The organism is Oleiagrimonas sp. MCCC 1A03011 (assembly GCF_003267965.1).
Lineage (GTDB): Bacteria > Pseudomonadota > Gammaproteobacteria > Xanthomonadales > Rhodanobacteraceae > Oleiagrimonas > Oleiagrimonas citrea.
In genome coordinates this window covers 422,251-440,143 of record NZ_MSPY01000003.1, presented here as the reverse complement: position 1 = coordinate 440,143, position 17,893 = coordinate 422,251, and the positions used below count along the sequence as shown (strand labels likewise).

Annotated in this window: 19 protein-coding genes; 6 read left to right on the top strand and 13 right to left on the bottom strand. The window is 61.8% G+C overall.

Annotated elements, in window-relative coordinates:
* Nucleotides 1–230: 230 nt before the first annotated feature.
* Complete coding sequence (locus tag BTJ49_RS08570; protein ID WP_113064948.1) at nt 231–1,211, top strand: RluA family pseudouridine synthase; 981 nt, start codon at nt 231–233, stop codon at nt 1,209–1,211.
* Nucleotide 1,212: 1 nt separating this feature from the next.
* Here the strand turns inward: BTJ49_RS08570 and BTJ49_RS08565 are convergent, their stop codons facing one another.
* Entirely contained in the window at nt 1,213–1,548 is a 336-nt protein-coding gene (locus BTJ49_RS08565; protein WP_113064947.1) for a 4a-hydroxytetrahydrobiopterin dehydratase, read from the bottom strand.
* 139 nt (nt 1,549–1,687) lie between these two features.
* Here BTJ49_RS08565 and BTJ49_RS08560 point away from each other — a divergent pair, with 139 nt between their 5' ends.
* Nucleotides 1,688–2,296, top strand: coding sequence for an NfuA family Fe-S biogenesis protein (locus BTJ49_RS08560; RefSeq protein ID WP_113065108.1), 609 nt, complete (start codon nt 1,688–1,690; stop codon nt 2,294–2,296).
* Between the two features lie 84 nt (nt 2,297–2,380).
* Here the strand turns inward: BTJ49_RS08560 and BTJ49_RS08555 are convergent, their stop codons facing one another.
* From BTJ49_RS08555 to BTJ49_RS08515, 9 genes are all read right to left on the bottom strand, one after another.
* Nucleotides 2,381–2,752 carry a cytochrome c gene (locus BTJ49_RS08555; RefSeq protein WP_113064946.1) on the bottom strand — a complete coding sequence of 124 codons (372 nt, stop codon included), beginning with the start codon at nt 2,750–2,752 and terminating at the stop codon, nt 2,381–2,383.
* 24 nt (nt 2,753–2,776) lie between these two features.
* Complete coding sequence (locus tag BTJ49_RS08550; protein ID WP_113065107.1) at nt 2,777–3,112, bottom strand: cytochrome c; 336 nt, start codon at nt 3,110–3,112, stop codon at nt 2,777–2,779.
* A 159-nt stretch (nt 3,113–3,271) separates the two neighbouring features.
* Nucleotides 3,272–4,507, bottom strand: coding sequence for a TraB/GumN family protein (locus BTJ49_RS08545; RefSeq protein ID WP_113064945.1), 1,236 nt, complete (start codon nt 4,505–4,507; stop codon nt 3,272–3,274).
* 84 nt (nt 4,508–4,591) lie between these two features.
* On the bottom strand, nt 4,592–5,479 hold the full coding sequence (locus BTJ49_RS08540) for a carbon-nitrogen hydrolase (protein WP_113064944.1): 888 nt from the start codon (nt 5,477–5,479) through the stop codon (nt 4,592–4,594).
* An 80-nt stretch (nt 5,480–5,559) separates the two neighbouring features.
* On the bottom strand, nt 5,560–6,102 hold the full coding sequence (locus BTJ49_RS08535; RefSeq protein ID WP_206098384.1) for a YbhB/YbcL family Raf kinase inhibitor-like protein: 543 nt from the start codon (nt 6,100–6,102) through the stop codon (nt 5,560–5,562).
* Between the two features lie 23 nt (nt 6,103–6,125).
* Nucleotides 6,126–7,166: an agmatine deiminase family protein gene (locus tag BTJ49_RS08530; RefSeq protein ID WP_113064943.1), complete on the bottom strand. Its 1,041-nt coding sequence runs from the start codon at nt 7,164–7,166 to the stop codon at nt 6,126–6,128.
* 7 nt (nt 7,167–7,173) lie between these two features.
* Nucleotides 7,174–7,515 carry a hypothetical protein gene (locus tag BTJ49_RS08525; protein WP_113064942.1) on the bottom strand — a complete coding sequence of 114 codons (342 nt, stop codon included), beginning with the start codon at nt 7,513–7,515 and terminating at the stop codon, nt 7,174–7,176.
* A 174-nt stretch (nt 7,516–7,689) separates the two neighbouring features.
* Entirely contained in the window at nt 7,690–7,815 is a 126-nt protein-coding gene (ykgO, locus tag BTJ49_RS08520; protein WP_008215056.1) for a type B 50S ribosomal protein L36, read from the bottom strand.
* A gap of 94 nt (nt 7,816–7,909) precedes the next feature.
* Nucleotides 7,910–8,836 (bottom strand): LysR substrate-binding domain-containing protein, encoded by a 927-nt coding sequence (locus tag BTJ49_RS08515; protein WP_113064941.1) that lies wholly within the window; start codon nt 8,834–8,836, stop codon nt 7,910–7,912.
* A gap of 303 nt (nt 8,837–9,139) precedes the next feature.
* Here BTJ49_RS08515 and BTJ49_RS15510 point away from each other — a divergent pair, with 303 nt between their 5' ends.
* The 3 genes from BTJ49_RS15510 (at nt 9,140) to BTJ49_RS08505 (ending at nt 11,733) form a co-directional block, all read left to right on the top strand.
* Nucleotides 9,140–9,487: a hypothetical protein gene (locus BTJ49_RS15510; RefSeq protein WP_146742310.1), complete on the top strand. Its 348-nt coding sequence runs from the start codon at nt 9,140–9,142 to the stop codon at nt 9,485–9,487.
* A gap of 393 nt (nt 9,488–9,880) precedes the next feature.
* The gene (locus tag BTJ49_RS08510) at nt 9,881–11,158 is read left to right on the top strand and encodes an ATP-binding protein (protein ID WP_113064940.1); all 1,278 of its coding nucleotides are present in this window, start codon (nt 9,881–9,883) and stop codon (nt 11,156–11,158) included.
* The gene (locus BTJ49_RS08505) at nt 11,155–11,733 is read left to right on the top strand and encodes a response regulator (RefSeq protein ID WP_113064939.1); all 579 of its coding nucleotides are present in this window, start codon (nt 11,155–11,157) and stop codon (nt 11,731–11,733) included. Before BTJ49_RS08510 ends, BTJ49_RS08505 begins: the two co-directional genes overlap by 4 nt.
* A 22-nt stretch (nt 11,734–11,755) precedes the next feature.
* Here the strand turns inward: BTJ49_RS08505 and BTJ49_RS08500 are convergent, their stop codons facing one another.
* From BTJ49_RS08500 to BTJ49_RS08490, 3 genes are all read right to left on the bottom strand, one after another.
* Complete coding sequence (locus BTJ49_RS08500; RefSeq protein ID WP_113064938.1) at nt 11,756–13,891, bottom strand: EAL domain-containing protein; 2,136 nt, start codon at nt 13,889–13,891, stop codon at nt 11,756–11,758.
* Between the two features lie 590 nt (nt 13,892–14,481).
* Nucleotides 14,482–15,153, bottom strand: a complete 672-nt coding sequence (locus tag BTJ49_RS08495; protein WP_168184702.1) for a Fic family protein — start codon at nt 15,151–15,153, stop codon at nt 14,482–14,484.
* 184 nt (nt 15,154–15,337) lie between these two features.
* Nucleotides 15,338–16,309 (bottom strand): phospholipase D family protein, encoded by a 972-nt coding sequence (locus BTJ49_RS08490; RefSeq protein ID WP_168184701.1) that lies wholly within the window; start codon nt 16,307–16,309, stop codon nt 15,338–15,340.
* A 281-nt stretch (nt 16,310–16,590) separates the two neighbouring features.
* On the opposite strand from BTJ49_RS08490, the gene BTJ49_RS08485 reads away from it, so the two are divergent.
* On the top strand, nt 16,591–17,694 hold the full coding sequence (locus BTJ49_RS08485; protein ID WP_168184700.1) for an SEC-C metal-binding domain-containing protein: 1,104 nt from the start codon (nt 16,591–16,593) through the stop codon (nt 17,692–17,694).
* Nucleotides 17,695–17,893 lie beyond the last annotated feature (199 nt).

The window sequence follows — 17,893 nt, the reverse complement described above, 5'->3', positions numbered from 1 at the left end:
GCTCCGAAGTGATACATGGGGCCTTGCGAAGGGGCTGCCAGCGCCGTCAAAGCAGCGGACAAACCACGAGCCGAACCGTTACGATGACGGGAACAGGCCTTCGATCGCCGATATGGACGCGACCGGGGCAGATTTCACCGCCGTGACGGACGGTCGCCGGAACCGGAGATGTAGGCTTCCGGACCGGTCCAACGCATCGGCAGTATAGCTTTTGAATCTGGAACTTAGCAATGCATACGGCAAGCCCGTCCGAGCGCTCTAACGGCGTGCAAAATCTTGAAATTGGCGCCGATCGTGACGGTCAGCGCGTCGACAACGCCCTGGCGGCCCTGCTCAAGGGGGTGCCGCGGAGCCTGATCTATCGACTGGTTCGCAAAGGGCAGGTGCGTGTGAATGGCAAACGGGTCAAGCCGGACACGCGTCTCAATGCAGGTGATACGCTCCGTGTTCCCCCTGTGCGCACGGCCGAGCGCGGCGCGGGGGCGCCGCCGGAGGGGCGGGCGCGCGAACTGAACGAGCGGGTGATCTTCGAGGACAAGCACTTCCTGGTCATCGACAAGCCTTCGGGAGTGGCCAGCCATGGCGGAAGCGGCGTCGATTTCGGTGTGATCGAACTGCTGCGTGCTGCGCGGCCACAAGAGTCGATCGAACTCGTTCACCGGCTCGACCGGGATACCAGTGGTGTTCTCGTGCTGGCACGAAGCCGTGCCGGCCTGACCGGGCTGCAGGCGTTGATCCGTGAGGGGCAGACCACCAAGCAGTACCTGGCGCTGCTCACCGGCCGGCCGGGACGGGCGAAATTCGACGTCAATGCGCCACTTCGCAAGTTCGCGCTGCAGGGGGGCGAGCGGATGGTGCGCGTGGCCGACGACGGCAAGCCGGCGCTGACGTTCTTCCGCGAGGTCGAGCGCTATGCCGACGCCAGTCTGATGCAGGTCACGATCGATACCGGTCGGACGCACCAGATTCGCGTGCACGCCGCGCATGCCGGGCATCCGGTCGCGGGCGATCCGAAATACGGTGATCGGGAAGCCAACCAGCGCCTGAAAGCGAAGGGACTGAACCGCCTGTTCCTGCACGCCGCACACTTCGAGTTCGAGCTGAATGAGCGCGCCTACAGTTTTTCCGCGCCGTTGCCGGACGATCTGCGCGCCGTGCTGGATGCCTTGCCGGCACGCGTCGGCGTCAAGCGCCAGCGCGGAAAAAGCTGAATCAACGCAGCAGCGCTTCGACGCGCGCTGCGCAGATGAAGTCGTTCAGGGACAGGCCGTCGACGTCGTGCGTGGACCACAGGATCTGGCAGTGGCCATAACCGGCTTCGAGGTCGGGATGGTGGTCTTCCTGGTTGGCCATGAAGCCGACCGCGTTGATGAAGCCCAGCGTGTGACGGAAATCCGGAAACGGGAAATCCTTGACGATGGCCTTGCCATCCTCGGTGCGCGTCCAGCCAGGCACTTCGGCGAGCATTGCCGCGACGGTGTCGTGGTCCAGCGCTTGTCGGCCTTTCTGCGGTTCGCAGTGCGCGAGGGCCAGTTCGTTGAAGTTCATGCCGGTTCTCCTTCGGACAGGGTAAAGGCGTGAAGCGTCGGGGCTGCGCTTGTGATTGTCAAAGGCGCAGACGCATCCATCAAATCGTACTAAAATGGTTCTGATTCGAACGAGCGGCGTCGCGCCGCGTGGATGCAAGATGATCGAGATCTCCGAACGCGCCCAGGACCACTTCCGCAAGTTGATTGCCCAGCAGCAGATCGAGGGGTTGGGCATCCGTCTTCGCGTGGAAAAGGGCGGTACGCCCGCAGCCAGCTGCGAACTGGAATTCTGCGAGCCGAGCGAGTTGCGCGGCGATGAGTGGACGGTCGAGTGCCACGGTTTCGAAGTGCATGTGGACGGCGACAGCGTGTCCTGGCTGGAGGGTGCATCGATCGATTTCGAGCCCGACGCCACGGGCGGCCTGCTGAACATCCGTGCGCCCAGGATCAAGGGCGAGGTACCCAGAGAGGAAGCCGGCATCGTCGAGCGTGTGCGTTACGTGATCGAGGCTACGATCAATCCGCAGATCGCTTCGCATGGAGGTCGTGTCTCACTGCTCGAAGTCACCGCCGACGGCGTGGTGGTGCTGCAGTTCGGCGGTGGCTGCCACGGATGCGGCATGGTCGACGTGACGCTGAAGAACGGTATCGAGAAGACCCTGCGTGAGCAGGTGCCCGAGATCACCGCCGTGCGCGATGCAACCGATCACAGCAGCGGCGAGAATCCGTATTACGAGGGTCGCAAGGGCGCGTCGGCCGTGTCCTGATGCTGGGCCGCGCGACTCCCGCACAGGAGATATGAAAAAACCCGGCGCAGGCCGGGTTTTTTCATGTGTGAAAGGGGATGCGCGTCAGTTGCTCGCGCCCATCTCCTTGGCGCCCTGGATGTGGTACTTCAGCGTGCTGAGTTTGCTCGGCAGCGATGAGAAGTAGGCCGTCACATCCTTGATGTCCTGCTCGGACAGCTGGGCGGCCATGCCCTTCATGATGGCGTTCTTGCGCTGACCGCTCTTGTACTCGTGCAACGCCTGTTCCATGTAGTTCTGGTACTGGCCGGCCAGGCGCGGATAGTTCGGCGCGATGGACTGGCCGTCCTTGCCGTGGCACGCGAAGCAGCTGGTGGCTTTCTTCATGCCTGCAGCGGCGTTGCCGTCGGCATGGGCGGCGGGAGCACTCAGCGCCAGGACGGCGACGAGGAGGGATAGGGTGATCACGCTCTTCATGCTGTGTTCTCGCTCCGTTGCGGCTTACTTGGCCAGACTCGACAGGTAGGCGGCAATGTCGTGGATGTCCTGCTCGCTCAGGCTGCTGGCCTGGGCGTGCATGGTCGGGTGACTGCGGTCACCGTCGCGATAGGCATGCAGGGCATCGATGATGTATTGCTGATGCTGACCGGCGATCTTCGGCACGCGGTAGTTCGGGTACGCGTTCTCGTAACCGGGGATGCCGTGGCAGCCGGCGCAGGTGTAGACCAGGGTCTTGCCGTGGGCTGCGTCGCCCTGGGTGGCATTGGCCGCGTGAGCGGTGTTCAGGCCCAGCACCGACGCTGCGGCGACGAGGGCGAGCAGAGGCAGTCGCGTCATCAAGGTCATCCAGCTGTCTGCGGCCCAGCGGGCCGGTTGATAGATAGGCGAAGCGTTAAGTATAGCGTGTCCTGAACGCCTGATGACAAGCGCGCCATGTCCATGTCAGTGCTGGTTTTTTTTGTTCAATGCGGCTGGTTGCGCCAGATTGCTCCGGGTTCAGAGCAGGCTGTGGATGATGTGCACGCCCGCGATGTATTCGCCGATCACGGTGCCGATATTGACCAGCGTGAACAGCAGGAACACCCGCACCACGCGGTTGCGCCACCAGCCGCGCCAGTGGCCGATGTCGTCGCGCATGCCCTCGAAGTCGCTGACCTGCGGCTTGCGCAACCAGACCTCGGTCAGTGCGCCGATAGCCCCGGCCGGAATGGCCATGCGGATCGGCTTCAGCGGTGCGGCGATGAACGAAGTGAGCACGGACAATGGATGGCCTCTGGCGATAATGGCGCCGGTTGCGCCGAGCAGACCGGTGCACAGCACCCAGGTCAGCAGGGCATCGGTGCCCAGCGCCGTGCTGCGGTGGAAGGCGAAGCCGATGGCGATGAAGATGGCCAGCACCAGGCCGAAACCGAGATAGCGCGGCCAGCGCGCGGCCGGCGGCATGCGCTCGAGTTCGGCGATGCGCGTGCCTGGATCATCGTTCTGTTCGGCGAGGTGCGTGCACAAACCCTTCAGATGCCCCGCGCCGATGACGACCAATACCTTGCGTGCATCGGGCGCCTGCGCAGCCTGCTCGCGAAGGCGCGCCGCCATGAACGCGTCGCGCTCGGCAATCAATCCGTTGTAGAGCCCTTCCGAGGATTTTGCGAATTCGCTGAACGCGCCTTCCAGCATGTCACCGGACTTGAGCTTCTCGATCTCGTGCTCGGCGATGTCCTCGCGTTCGAACAGGCTGCCGACCAGACTCATCAGCACACCGAACTTTTCGCGGAAGCCCAGCGAGCGCCAGGCGCGCTTCAGGGTCAGGCCGACGTCGCGGTCGACAGTCCACAGCGGTTGTCCGTCGCGGTCAGCGCACTGCATCGCGGCTTTCATCTCCGCGCCCGGCTCGATCCCGTACTGTTCGGCCAGTCGCTTCTGGAACGAACCCAGCACCAGGCTGGCGGCGACCATGCCGGTCTTGCCCTGACGGATGACCTGGAACAGGTCCATGCGCTTGAATGCATCCGGGTCGAGCATGCTGCGGGCGCGGCTGTCGCACAGTTCCACGGCAATGGCGTCGAAGGTTTCGCGTTCGCACAGCGCCTCGACCGCCGCTACGCTGGCGCGGGAAACGTGAGCGGTACCCAGGATCACGTATTCGACGCCGTCACGCGTGACGCGTTCGATCGGCTGGCCGTCGAGGGCGTCGGGCGTTTCGCTAGAGGGAAGGGATGCGACGGTATCGTTCATGAATTCGGATCAGGCAGGCAACGGTTCGAGCATGGGGGCGTCCGGCGGGCAGGACAACCCACGCCGGCTCCAGCGAGCGTGGAATCAGTCGCGGAAACGCTTCAGCAGGTCGGCGTAGGCGTCGATGCGACGGTCGCGCAGGAACGGCCAGATGCGGCGGACGTCCTCGCTGCGGGTCATGTCGATCTCGGCGATCAGCAACTCGCGTGCATCACGGCCGGCCTGGGTCAGGAACTCGCCCTGCGGACCCGCAACGAAACTCGATCCCCAGAACTGGATGCCACGGCCCTGGCCGCTCGGGTCCGCCTCGAAGCCGGTACGGTTGCAGGCGAGCAACGGCAGACCGTTGGCGACGGCGTGGCCGCGCTGCACGGTGATCCAGGCTTCGCGCTGGCGTTCCTTCTCGGCGGCATCGTCAGCCGGATCCCAGCCGATCGCGGTGGGGTAGAGCAGCAGCTCCGCACCGGCCAGTGCCATCAGCCGCGCCGCTTCCGGGTACCACTGATCCCAGCACACCAGCACACCGAGCCGACCGACCGACGTATCGATGGGGTCGAAGCCCAGGTCGCCCGGTGTGAAGTAGAACTTCTCATAGAATCCGGGATCGTCGGGGATATGCATCTTGCGGTAGCGTCCGATCATCCCTCGGTCGCGATCGAACACCACGGCAGTGTTGTGGTAGAGACCGGCCGCCCGTCGCTCGAACAGCGAGGCGACCACGACGAGCCCGAGTTCCGCGGCCAGCGCTGCCAGCCGTTCCGTGCTCGGACCGGGAATGGATTCGGCCAGGTCGAAGATGTCGACATTCTCGCTCTGGCAGAAATACGGGCCGTTGTGCAGTTCCTGCAGCAGCACCAGCTGGACGCCCTGCGCCGCGGCTTCGCGAAGCCCCGATTCAATGGCGTCGAGGTTGGCGTCGCGGCTACCTCGGTCGGTTTCCTGCAGCAGTGCGGTTTTCAGCATGCGGGCCATGCGATGTCCTGGAACGGTGAAGGGCAGTCGCCAAGTCTAGCGGCGATGGGGCATCGAGGCATGCCCCGAAGGCCGATTGTTCAGCGTGCGTAGACGAAGGTCGTGCTGGCGCGACGCAGCGTGTGTGCGTGAACGGCCTCGAGTGCGGCGGCCGGCGTAACGTTGGCGGGCAGTCCGAGCGTGGCTGTGTCCAGCGCGTACAGCGTGAACACATAGTGATGCGGGCCGTCGCCGACCGGCGGGCATGGACCGCCCCAGCCGCGTGTGCCGAAATCGTTGCGTAGACTGTGCGCGGGCGCTCGGGGCGAGGCGCCTTCCTGCAGTGCGGTCGCCGTCGCAGGCAGGTCGATCACGAACCAGTGCCACCAGCCCTTGCCGCGATTGGCGTCCGGATCGAACACGGTCAGGGCGAATCCCCGGGTGCCGTGTGGGGCGTGCGTCCAATGCACGTGCGGTGAGACGTTGTCGCCCCCGCAGGCCGGATACACGAAATGCCGTCGCACATGACCGTGACCGTCGCCGGCGTCGACAGTCACGGTAAAGCTGGAACCGGCCTGCGCCGAGATGGCGACAGTCAGGAGGAGAACAGCGAGAACAAGCCGGACCATGATGCGCGCATCCATTCGGGTTTTCCTTGTTCCGTGCGTCAGGCGGATGCCAGCAGGCCGGCGGGCAGTTGCATGGTCACGCAGTGCAGACTGCCGTTTTGCCAGATCAAGGGTCGACAGGGAATCTGCACCACGCGCCGCCCCGGATGAGCCGCGGCCAGCACCGCCGCGGCAACCTCATCGGAGGGGTCGTCGTAGGCCGGGGCCAGCACGGCATCGTTCAGAACCAGATAGTTGGCGTACGACGCCGCCAGGCGCCGCCCGTCGTCGACCACCGGCGCAGCCCAGGGCAAGGCATGCAGACGATAGGGCGCGCCATCGCGAGTGCGTAGCGCCTCCAGTTCGCGGCGCATGAGCTCCAGTTCCGCATGATGCGGATCGGAGACATCGTCGCAGTGCTGATAGACAATGGCGTCGCCGGGTGCGAACCGCGCCAGCGTATCGATGTGGGCATCGGTGTCGTCGCCCTGCAGATAGCCGTGCTCCAGCCACAAGACCCTGTCGGCGGCGAGCGACTCGGTCAGCATGGCCGTGATGGCTTCGCGCGTTTGCTGCGGATGACGCTGATGCAGGCAGCGCCAGGTGGTCAGGATGCTGCCCGCGCCGTCGCTCTCGATGGCGCCGCCTTCCAGTGCCCAGTCGATGCGGCGGTGTTCGGCTTCCACGAAGACGCCGGCTTCGACCAGGCCGCTCACCAGCTCGTCGTCGCGGCTGGCCTCGAACTTGCCGCCCCAGCCGGTGAAACGGAAGTCCAGTAGACGGAAACCCTCGGGCGTGCGCAGCGTGATGGGGCCGGAATCGCGCAGCCAGGTGTCGTCGTACGAACGCTGCACGAAGCGTACGCGCTGCAGGTCGACCTCGGCAGTTTCCAGGTGGCGACGCACCTCATGTTCGAGCTCGGCATCGGGCACGCAGATCACGGCGTGCTGGAAACGGACGATGGCCGCGACCAGCGCGACATAAGTCCGTTCCACCTGGCTGAGACGAGACGCCCAGTCGGTGCCGGCATGTGGCCAGGCAATCAGGATCGCTGCCTGCGGTTCCCATTCCGAAGGCAGTACGGTTCGAGTCGGGGTCATGTTTCGGTCAGTGCGTATTCTGCGGGTGCTTGTTGTTGCCCGCCGGCGTGTTCAGCACGCTGTGGATCACGTGGCTGCGCTCGAAATAGACGATGTAGCCCGGATATTCCCAGCGATGAATGACCGGGTGCTTGGGGGTGTCGCCGCCCCGCGAATCCAGCTTGCGCTGCGGCGCGCCGAACTTGTGCTCGACCTGCGCCATCGTCATGCCGCGCGTGGGCATGTTCATGGTGCTTTCTTTCTGCACGCGATGGACCAACAGATTGTCGGCATGCGCAGGGGCGCCGACGGCCGCGCCGATCACCAGCGCCAGAGCCAGGGCGGGCAGGGAAACAAGATGTTTGGACATGGATGAAACTCCGCACGAATGCGCCACGGCGCCAACGTTCATGTTGTAGCAGATGTACCTCGCCTTATCCATGGTGCGACGCGGTTTTCATGACGGCGCACACAGCGGGCGGCGGATACGAAAAAGGGCCGCCAACGGCGACCCTTCATCTGTGCCTGTGCAGCAGTGCCGCGATCAGCGCTGACGCGCCTTGAAACGCGGATTGCTCTTGCAGATCACGAACACCTTGCCGCGACGACGCACGACCTTGCAGTCGCGGTGGCGCTGCTTGGCAGACTTGAGCGAGGACAGAACCTTCACGGCAAACTCCCGAAAATGTGCTTAACGCGGATGACAAGCCCGCAATTGTAGCGATGCGCCTTGGTGATGGCAAGTTCTTGTTCGCACGCGAAGATCATCCGTCATCGTTCTCGGCTGCCTGTTCCTGCAGACGGTCGACCACGCCGAGGAAACGCTGCAGGACCGGGCCATTGTCTTCCTTGCGTGTGGCCAGGCCCAGCATGAGAAACGCATCCGGGTCTTCCAGCTCCAGCAGGCGCACATGCGTCAGTTTCACCGCGCGCAGCGACGCTGGCACCAGGGTCACACCGATGCCGGCCGAGACCAGCGCCAGCAATCCTGTCACCTGCTGTGCTTCCTGGACGATGGCGGGATGGAAGCCAGCACGGGTCGTAAGGGTCATCAGCGCATCGTAGAGCGTGGTTCCGTAACGTCCGGGCTGGGCCACGAACGGCGTGTCGGCCAGTTCGCGCAGGGCGATTCGGGACCGTTTGGCCAGCGGATGCGCGGACGGCATCGCCAGGAGCATGCGCTCGCGATCCAGTACCCGGATGTGCAGGCGGTCGCGTCCCCGCAGGCTCTGCGCCGGGTGTGCGCGCACGAAGCCGACATCGATCTGGTTGGCGAGCAGGGATTCGTATTGCGCGCCGGTGTACATCTCACGCAGTTCGACCTGAACGGTCGGCGCCACTTGTGCGTATTCGAGCAATGTACGGGGCAGGGCCGGGTGAAAGGCGACCGAGACCGGGTAGCCCAGCCGAAGACGCCCGCCGTAGCCTGCCGCCGCGTGCATGACCGTGACGCGAGCGCTTTCGGCTTGTGCCAGCAGCTTGCGCGCTTCTTCCAGGAACAGACGACCGGGTTCAGTCAGACGCACGCGGCGCTTGGTCCGATCCAGCAGACGCACGCCCAGATCATCCTCCAGCGCGCGTATCTGCTGCGAAAGCGGCGGTTGCGAGATATGCAGGCTCTGCGCGGCGCGTGTGAAACTCAGGGTCTCGGCCACGGCCACGAAGTAGCGCAACTGGCGCAGGTTAAACATATAGGTTTTCCATATTTGTTACAGCTGAAAAATATATTTGATAACAGGTAAGTGCAAGCCTAAGATGCACCCATCTCGCCGTTCCCCTCCCCCCCTGGACGGCGAGTATCCGCCTCACAAGCGGCGCAACCAACACAGCTTCGGTCCTCCTCCTCCCCCCGATTCGTAGCTGTAGCGCCTGCCTTGTGGGGCGGTTTTTTTTTGCCTGTCCGGCGGGCTTGCAGCATCCATCTCGTATCGTCTGAGGCTGCATCGCCTTATGATGCGCGACTCAGCGAGTCAGTGGCGAGTATCGGCGCGAACATGAAGACAGTGGATGGATGGATTGCCGCGGCCGGTGTCGTCGCGCTGGTGTTGGCGGGGATGGTGGTCTACCGATCCCGCGAGTCGAGCCGTGTCGATTCGGCCGAAGCAATTCCTCCCGTACATGCTCCCGCCCCCGCGAGCAGTTCCTTTCCGAGCTGCGTGAATGTTTCCCCGGACAAGGCCCGCTGGCGTTGCGAAGTGGGTGTCGCTCGCCGCCAGCATCGCATTCGCTGCTACGGCCAGCGGCTCTATTACGTCACGAAAGACGCATCCGGAAAGACATCGTACCGTCCCTGGCCGGCAGTGTTGCAGTGCTGGAACGACGCCGACACCTCTTCGCACTGAAGGACGCCTCAGGGGCGTGCCGTGGTCGTGCAAGGCATCCGGCGGATACGTGACAAGCATCACACATGAAAACGATTTCGCTGCGCATTATGCGACTGAATTCCGGCGTCGCGGGCGACCTGGAGTCGGAATGATGATGTCTGTGCTTGCCGGCGGCGTGCGTCCGCTCGGGTAAACCCTCGAACGGGAAAGATCGCATGTTCTGGAGCCAAGCGGCATCATGGCCGCTGTCGTTTATCTGCGCCTCACGGAAAGTTCGCGCAACGATTTCCATCCCGGGCTGTACATTCGGCAAGTCTCTGATAGCCTTGAAGTTGTACGAAGTTCATGGCGCAGCGCATGTGGATGCGCTGATCCTCGGTTCAGCGCGCGCTTGAGTACCGGGAAGGTCCGATGACTATGAACGTCAGCAAGGGGCTGGACGCATGCCGTGATGCAGCGCAGGGCGATGATTTCGACCTGGCCGCTGCAACGGCGGTGCTTGGGGCGTTGCCGGTTGCCGTGATCGTTCTCGATCATCGAGGTGCGGTGTGTTTCGCCAATGCATCCGCGCAGCGTCTGGCCGGAGTGATACACAGTGATATCCGGCAGGGGCTGCAGCGACTTGTCGACCATCCGCCGCAGTCGGATGTGGCCGATGCCGAGCATGCGCCGCGCGATTGCGAGGATCGTTTCGACTGTGCCACCGAGGGCGGGCGAGCACTCGGGGTGATTCGGCAATGGCGTGTGTCGGGCGACGACGGAAAAGTCAGCGTGACCGTGCGTCCCGCACGCAACGAAGCCGCGCCTGATGCCATGCAGGCGTCGACACCTACATCGACGCTGGACGGCAAGTCCGCCAATGAGCAGCAAAGCCTGATTCACGCCGAGAAGCTGGCCACCGTTGGTCAGCTCGCTGCCGGCATGGCGCACGAAATCAATAATCCCATCTGCTACGTGCAGTCGAACCTGGGCACCCTGCGCGATTACCTCAACAAACTCTTTGGCATTCTCGAACTCAGCGATCAGTTGGTGCGCGATCGCGAGATGACGCCCGAGCAGCGTCTGGATGCGCTGGACATGCGCAAGCAGGCGGCCGATTACCAGATGATCGCCGAGGATCTTCCGGCGCTGCTGGAGGAGTCACGCGAAGGCGTCGAGCGCATTCGCCAGATCGTGCAGAATCTCCGCGATTTCTCGCGTCTGGATCCTACCGAGTCCTTCCGTCTGTTCGATGTACATCGCGCGATCGAGACCACGCTCGACATCGTGCGCAGCCTTGGAGGCGGGCGCATCCGTTTCGCAACCTACTTCCAGCAGTTGCCGCTGATCGAATGCAATCCGACCGAACTGAATCAGGTCCTGATGAACATTCTGGTCAACGCCACGCAAGCGATCGACGACGACGGAGCCATCGAGATTCATACCGAACTTTCCGGGGATCACATTGGCATCCGCATCAGCGACAACGGTTGCGGCATGGACGAGGCAACCCGGCTGCATATTTTCGAGCCCTTCTTCACGACCAAGGAAGTGGGGAAGGGGACCGGCCTCGGCCTCTCCATCAGCTACGGCATCATCCAGAAGCATGGCGGCCGCATCACGGTCGAGTCGGAAATCGGGAAGGGCACGACTTTCGTCATCACCCTTCCTTTGCGTCAGGCGAACCACGGTACGGAAGCGACCTCATGAACGAACGAATCTCCGCGTATTCCCTGCTGGTGCTCGATGACGAGCCGCAGATCGTCAAGGCCATGACCCGCGTGCTGGCGCGGATGCCTTCGGAATGGCTCGATGCGCCGTGTGCTGTGAAGGGTTTCACGGATCCGCACGAGGCGCTGGCGAGTCTTGGCGAGCGCAACTATGACCTGGTCATTTCCGACCTGCGCATGCCGATCATGAATGGCCTCGATTTCCTGCGGCAGGCACGGGAACTGCAGCCGGATGCCATGCGCATCGTCATCAGCGGACATGCCGACCTGCCGACCGTGATGTCGGCGGTCAACGATACCCAGGTGTTCCGCTTCATCGACAAGCCGTGGAACGATACCGAGCTGCAGATGGGTGTGGCGCAAGCCCTGCGCAACTGCATGCTGCTACGTGAGAATCAGCGCCTTGCCGACGTGGTGCGTGTTCAGCGCAGCACGATTTCGCGACAGGAAGAGGCATTGCGCGATCTGGAGGCTGACAGCCCGGGGATCACGCATGTCGAGCGCGACGAAACCGGCGCCATCTTCATCGACGAGAACGAATTCGACAGCGATTGAGTGCGTCGAGCGGTGAGCCGGGCTAGGAGTCGGTCTCCGTGGCGGCTCCCTGTCTCGCCATGCGCATCGCCTCATGAAGCGTCTTGCGCAGTTCGTCGTCGTCCCAGGGCTTGGTGAGGAAGCGATAGACTGCGCCGCCGTTGATTGCTTCGGTGACGACGCCCAGGTCCGCGTACCCACTCAGGATCATGCGAACAGTGTGCGGGTGAGTCTCCTTCACGCGCCCGAGGAATTCCGTGCCCTTGCCGTCGGGCATGCGGTGGTCGGAGACCACGACGTGGACCGGGTGCGTGCCGAGGATTTCAAAGGCTTCCTTGAACGTGGACGCCGTGAATATGCGGTAGCCATCGCGGCGCAGCAGGCGGGCGAGGGCGCGCAGCACGTTCTGTTCGTCGTCGACCAGCAGGATCGTGCCGCCCTGGTCGTCGCCGATTTCCTCGCGCGGCGCCAGTTCCGGACGACGCAGCATGGCCAGCATGGCTTCTTCCTTTACCGGCTTGCTGAAGAAATTGCCCTGCACGAATTCGCAGCCGTTGCGCTCCAGGAAAGCCAGTTGCACCGGCTTTTCCACACCCTCGGCAACCACCGTGAAACCGAATTCGTGAGCCAGGCCGATCACCGCACGAGAGATGCGCGCGGCGCTGACGTCGTCTGGCACGGCCGCGACGAACGAGCGGTCGATCTTCAGCCGATTCACCGGCAGACGCTGAAGGTGACCAAGGCTGGACTGACCGATGCCGAAATCGTCCATGGCCAGCTTCACGCCGATCTTGCGCAACTCGCGCATCACGGACGTGACGTGCTCGACGTTGGTCATGATGACGTCTTCGGCCAGCTCCAGTTCCAGAAGACGGGCAGGGAGACGCGACTTGTTCAACGCGCGATTGACGTCCTCGATCAACTGCTGCCCGCGCATCTGCAGACCCGACACATTGACCGACAGCGTGAAATCGCCCACGCCCTGATCCAGCCAGCTGCGCGCCTGCGTACATGCGCGCAGCAGCACCCACTGACCGAGTTCGGCGATCATGCCGAAATCCTCGGCCAGGGAAATGAAGCGCTCGGGCATGACCAGACCCAACTGCGGACTGCGCCAGCGCACCAGCGCCTCCATACCTACGATCTCGCGCTTGCCGGCGTCGATCACGGGTTGATAGTGAAGTTCCAGCTCGTCGCGTTCGACCACGTTGCGCAGATGCGCGCCGATGCGCAGACGCTCGTCCAATTCGTCGCGCTGCTCCTTGCTGAACACGCGGATGCTGTCGCCGCCGTTTTCGCGCTTGGCCTCGCGCGCCGCGACCGAAGCCTGCTGCATCAACTCGTGCACGCTGGTGGCGGTGTCGGGAAAGCTGGCGACGCCGATGCTGGCCGTGAGTCGCAAACCGAGCTCGTCGAGCACGATCGGCTCGTTGAGCGCATCCAGCAGCCGCTGCGCCAGTTCCCACTGATCGGTGTCCGAGGCGTGGTCTGGCACGGCCAGCACGAACTCATCGCCGGCCAGACGACACACCAGCTCGCGACTGCCCGCGCACTCGGCCAGGCGGTCGGCAATGCAGTGAATCAGGCGATCGCCGACATCGAAGCCGTAGGTTTCGTTGATGACACCGAAGCGGTCGACATTGATGTAGCACATCAGAAGTCGATAGCAGTGATGGATCGCTTGCGCCAATTCGGCGGAAAGATGTTCCTCGTAGACGTGGATGCGGGGCAGGTCGGAAACCGTGTCGTAGGTCGCCAGATAGTTCCGGGACGCTTCGTTGTCGATCTCCTGGCTGACATCCGAAGCCGTGCACAACGCATGTGTGGCGACGCCGTCTTGCGACAAGATGAGGCGCGAACGCAATCGACACCAGAACGGAGGCTCCCGGTCTTTCGTGTAGGTGCCGAGCGCATCGGGAACGCCCACGCCATTGCGGAGGCCCTGCAAGATGTCCGCAAACGGCGATTCAGCGCCGAACGCCCGCTCCCAGGCGATGCCGCACAAGAACTCCGCATCGCGCCCGAAAAGCGTCTCGGCCGAGGCGTTGACGCTGACGATCGGAAACGTCGGAGCGCGCAATTCGACCAGCAGCAGCGCTGTCGGACTCGAACTGAAGCAGCGCGCGAACAGGTCATCGTCGGTGACGACATTGATCGCTTCTGGCGGGCACTGGCTCATGAGAACCTCGTAGATTCGACCAAGTAGATTTGCAGCATGCAGACTCGCTAAGCAAAGTAACCCAAATCCATGCCGATGCGCAGACAACGGGGATATGCTCGACAGTGCCGAAGCGCTTCCGCGAACTTCCGGTACGGCACTTTTTATTGCGCATAATGTATATTATGTCAATAACAAGACGTTCCGTTACTGTTGCGCGTCTGTCCTGATGTCGCTCCCCAGCTAATCGTGTCACCTCACCAGCTAATCATGTCCCCCGCTTAACCATGTCATCGGTGACGCAGCACCTGGCTGTTCGTGAGAGTTCTTCATCACGCGAAGATCCTTCGGAGGATCCCTTGAGAGTTCTTCATCACCGCTGCAGCCGGCGAGAATGGCTCTACAGCGGGCTCTGGGCGTTCTTCCTCACGAAAACGTACGCATTGGTGGCTAGGGAGAGGTTTCATCTCAACGACCAGCCGAAATGACGATGTGACACTTGCACCGAAGTACGGCGATCTAGCCACGCGCCCGTAACTGATGTCCCCCGCTTCGAGTAACGGGAGGCTTTAGGGTCCGAGTTCATTTTATGAGTGTTATGAGTGGCTTTCTCAGCGGCAAACGACATGCTGTTTAAATTCTCGCGCAAGCCCTTGCATGCTTTTCACAGAATCGTCGAGTTCAAGCACCCTAGCTACCTCAATATCGTAAGGCCGCGGGTGAATGGTCCAAGAGTCATGCAGCGTCAGCCTCGAATCGGCCGCGATCCGCGCCGCAAAAATGAGACGCTGGATGTGCCCGTTTCCGTCTAGGAACGGATGGATTCGTCCAAAAAAATAGAACAGTTTTACGGCAGCTTCGAATACATCCTTGGGCGTGCAGTAGTCTTGCTGAACAAAGAGCTGTTGCAGACCGCTCTGCCACATCTTCGCCATATCCCCGGGAACTTGGCCCGGGCTTTGTAGCGGCTGAGGTTTGCCGCCAAGTGGGCTCTGAACCACCACAATGCGATTTTCAAGCGACGTGCCCGGCTCACCTCGATAAGTGCCAGCGTATTCGGGATGATCAGGAGGTGTGAGTGCCTCGTACAGTTTACGATGTGTTGGCCTCGGGTCGCTGACAAAGGCCCTCAGATCTTTGAATGGCATGCTGGGAAGCGCACGGAGTGCAGCCTGGCATGCAGCGCTGAGATGGATGTCGTAATCGGGGTGATCATGAGGTTTCCATGGCGACGGGGGATTATCCTCAGCGATGACAGCGGGGGACTGGGCGGTGTCGACCATGAACTTCCTCATCTAGCAATGGTGCCGGTACTAATGCCGGCCTCCCTTCCCTTGTGAGGGCCCTGCACTTCTGCGGGGCCTACGGGCAAAGTTTAAGCGACAGCTACGAGGTCCGCGCAACAAACTCGGCCTCTGAACAACTCTCGGCCCACCGTGCGAGGGTACCTACAAGAGCCCCTTTCACCTATGCACTTATGTTGAAGAGATCCAGTAGTTCGGAGCGAGTGATGGTAACCGGACCGACTAGCTCGTTGTCTTGGACGTACCCAGCAAGACGCGCCTTCGCTTCAGAAAGGTTGAACAAACGCGCCGGCTTCGATGACTTCATGTCTATCATGTATAGCAGTCCGTCACCACCTCGTTCGATCAAGTCCAAACGAAAGAAATCCATGTAGGCTCCGCTAGTTCTGCAGCACAGCACGATGTCACCAGCCTTCAACGGGGTGCGCTTTTGACTCGTCGTGAAAAACTCACGGATTGGCGATTTTTCTGACTCGGGCATGGCCGCCGCCTTCCTCCCTTTGACCGCCATCTCGCGTGCACGCTGCTTCTCCGGTTCTTGGTGGTGGTCTTCCCATACGTAGAGTTTCAGTTCTTGATTGCGTTCGTCCGCAAGCCAGTCCGATACCGAGGGCGTCGAGCCATCAGCGATCGCTGACCGGCGATGGCGCTGTTCGATCTCAAAGTCAGCCTCGTACTGTGCCATCTCGCGTTGGTATGCGGCAGTGCCAAATTTGATCACGCGAGGCGCTTTCAACAACACGTTGATGCGCTGCTTGAACTCCACGAACATCGTCTGATCACTAAAAGAAACAGCGATGTCCCGGCTAGTCTTGAGACCTCTGCCAGTGAAGTTCGGACTGCCAATAATGACGTCAAATGGCTCAAGTAAATAGAGCTTCCAATGCACGCTATTCTGGCGCCTGAAGTCGACATGCAGATCGATACCTGGCAACACGCCGATCTGGGCTAGGTGCTTAGGATGGTTGAAGCAGTCAATCGTTCCAACGATGATCTCGACTCGACAATTGCGGCTGACTAGTTCCTGAAGTGTTTCCAAGACGTCCGTAACGTAGGCAGTCACGATGCGTATGTGCGCATTGCTGATGTCTTTAATCTGATCCTTCAGTGTTGAATCTGCGTCAATCACTTTCATTGCTTTCCTCGCATTACTGTTCCTTAAGCTCATTTACCCAATGCCCTTGGTAAGTGAGCGATCACAGACTGTTCTAGCATGTTCTCTATGCATCCCTGACGACATACCCCACCCAAGCGAGGCCGAAACATGATGGCGACAGCTGTAGCTACGGTGGTGACCCGCCGGCGTTCGTCATAAGCTCGAACTTGTTCAATACCTCCTTTGAGCCTCGTATGCCGGACCACCCATCTCTCACGGCGGCGCCGATGCCGCTCCCCTCAATCTGGCCACGTAACAACATGGCGGCAAGCGACCTGTGCTGGTGCCACTCGGGGCAGCCGTTCGGCTCATGCCACCAAAACCGAGAGCACGCCGAGCTGCCGCACCAAAAGGCCTTTGAGGAGGCGATAAAGCGCCTGAAATTACCACGCACCTGCGCGCATCCGGACGCGCCCAATGGATGCGGCAAGATTGTCGACGCGCACACCATCCAGAAGAACGGCGGGTTGAGCGTACTGGCCGAAGACGGCCACGTGACCGAGCTTTTGCTGGATGACGGGGTGTTGCGTCAGGTGCCCAAAGGCATCGGCGTTGCTTCCACGTTCGAAGGTTTCTGCAATGCCCACGACGGCACCCTATTTGCTCCGGTGGAATCAGGGCCGCGCCCCCTCGACATAGCTGCGTTGTTCCTCTTAGCATTCCGCGCGTTAGCGTACTCCCGCCATCGCCAAGCGCTCGCTCATGCGCGCGTGGGGCTCTATCGACAGCTGGATGCAGGTTGCCAACTCGAATGTCAAGCGCACTACCAGCGCACGATTCTTAGCATGCAGGTCGGGGCTGAGCTACTAGCGGCGGACCTGACGGCAATGAAGGAAAGATTGGACCAGATGTATAGAAGCGGGAACTATGCTGGGTTTCGCGCCGTAGGGTGGCTCTTCTCCGAGCTCCTTCCCCTCGCTTACTCCGGTGCCTTTTATCCGGAGAGCGATATCCGCGGCACACCTTTGCAGCGCTTGGGCCATGGTGATGCCCCATTCGAGATGCTGTGCGCCACTCTGACGCCTTGGAACGGCAAGACTCTCTTTACGTTGGCTTGGACTGGCCAATCGGACGGCCCGGCCGAGCGTTACGTGCGTTCCTTCGAGGCGCTTGCCGACGACCAAAAAGCCAACGCCGCTATGCACGGTGGTTTCGAGGATCAGGAAAATCTGATGCTACGCCCCAGCTGGTGGAATGAGCTGCCAGAGACTTCCCGGGGCGCCCTCGAAGCGAGGCGCATGGCAGGCACTGAGACCGGTCCGGACAAAATCCCAGGCGATCTGGGGAGTGCGCAGCCAGTGCTTTCCATGGCGCCGGTCGAGGCGACCTGCCGTTTTAGTGGTGTGAATCCTGATTCCGGCTGAGCACTTTGATCACTGCGCCGAATGCGGTGGCCAGGGTTCTCCAGTGACATCTTCCGCGCCTTGGCCGTTCTTCTGTCAGAGGATCGCAGTGCGATCTTGGACCTCGTACAGGCATCACCTATTGGATGCGTGCAACAGTGGTGCTATTTAGAAGTGCAACACCTGCGCTAGATGCGCTGTAGGGAGCATGGCTGAAGAT

Coding starts and splice junctions, on each gene's coding strand:
- BTJ49_RS08510 (WP_113064940.1), top strand. CDS start 9,881: ATGACTATGAACGTCAGCAAGGGGCTGGACGCATGCCGTGATGCAGCG.
- BTJ49_RS08525 (WP_113064942.1), bottom strand. CDS start 7,515: ATGTCCAAACATCTTGTTTCCCTGCCCGCCCTGGCTCTGGCGCTGGTG.
- BTJ49_RS08500 (WP_113064938.1), bottom strand. CDS start 13,891: ATGAGCCAGTGCCCGCCAGAAGCGATCAATGTCGTCACCGACGATGAC.
- BTJ49_RS08535 (WP_206098384.1), bottom strand. CDS start 6,102: ATGGATGCGCGCATCATGGTCCGGCTTGTTCTCGCTGTTCTCCTCCTG.
- BTJ49_RS08515 (WP_113064941.1), bottom strand. CDS start 8,836: ATGTTTAACCTGCGCCAGTTGCGCTACTTCGTGGCCGTGGCCGAGACC.
- BTJ49_RS08545 (WP_113064945.1), bottom strand. CDS start 4,507: ATGAACGATACCGTCGCATCCCTTCCCTCTAGCGAAACGCCCGACGCC.
- BTJ49_RS08565 (WP_113064947.1), bottom strand. CDS start 1,548: ATGAACTTCAACGAACTGGCCCTCGCGCACTGCGAACCGCAGAAAGGC.
- BTJ49_RS08560 (WP_113065108.1), top strand. CDS start 1,688: ATGATCGAGATCTCCGAACGCGCCCAGGACCACTTCCGCAAGTTGATT.
- BTJ49_RS08495 (WP_168184702.1), bottom strand. CDS start 15,153: ATGGTCGACACCGCCCAGTCCCCCGCTGTCATCGCTGAGGATAATCCC.
- BTJ49_RS08490 (WP_168184701.1), bottom strand. CDS start 16,309: ATGAAAGTGATTGACGCAGATTCAACACTGAAGGATCAGATTAAAGAC.
- BTJ49_RS08550 (WP_113065107.1), bottom strand. CDS start 3,112: ATGACGCGACTGCCTCTGCTCGCCCTCGTCGCCGCAGCGTCGGTGCTG.
- BTJ49_RS08555 (WP_113064946.1), bottom strand. CDS start 2,752: ATGAAGAGCGTGATCACCCTATCCCTCCTCGTCGCCGTCCTGGCGCTG.
- BTJ49_RS08505 (WP_113064939.1), top strand. CDS start 11,155: ATGAACGAACGAATCTCCGCGTATTCCCTGCTGGTGCTCGATGACGAG.
- BTJ49_RS08530 (WP_113064943.1), bottom strand. CDS start 7,166: ATGACCCCGACTCGAACCGTACTGCCTTCGGAATGGGAACCGCAGGCA.
- BTJ49_RS08540 (WP_113064944.1), bottom strand. CDS start 5,479: ATGGCCCGCATGCTGAAAACCGCACTGCTGCAGGAAACCGACCGAGGT.
- BTJ49_RS08570 (WP_113064948.1), top strand. CDS start 231: ATGCATACGGCAAGCCCGTCCGAGCGCTCTAACGGCGTGCAAAATCTT.
- BTJ49_RS08485 (WP_168184700.1), top strand. CDS start 16,591: ATGGCGGCAAGCGACCTGTGCTGGTGCCACTCGGGGCAGCCGTTCGGC.
- BTJ49_RS15510 (WP_146742310.1), top strand. CDS start 9,140: ATGAAGACAGTGGATGGATGGATTGCCGCGGCCGGTGTCGTCGCGCTG.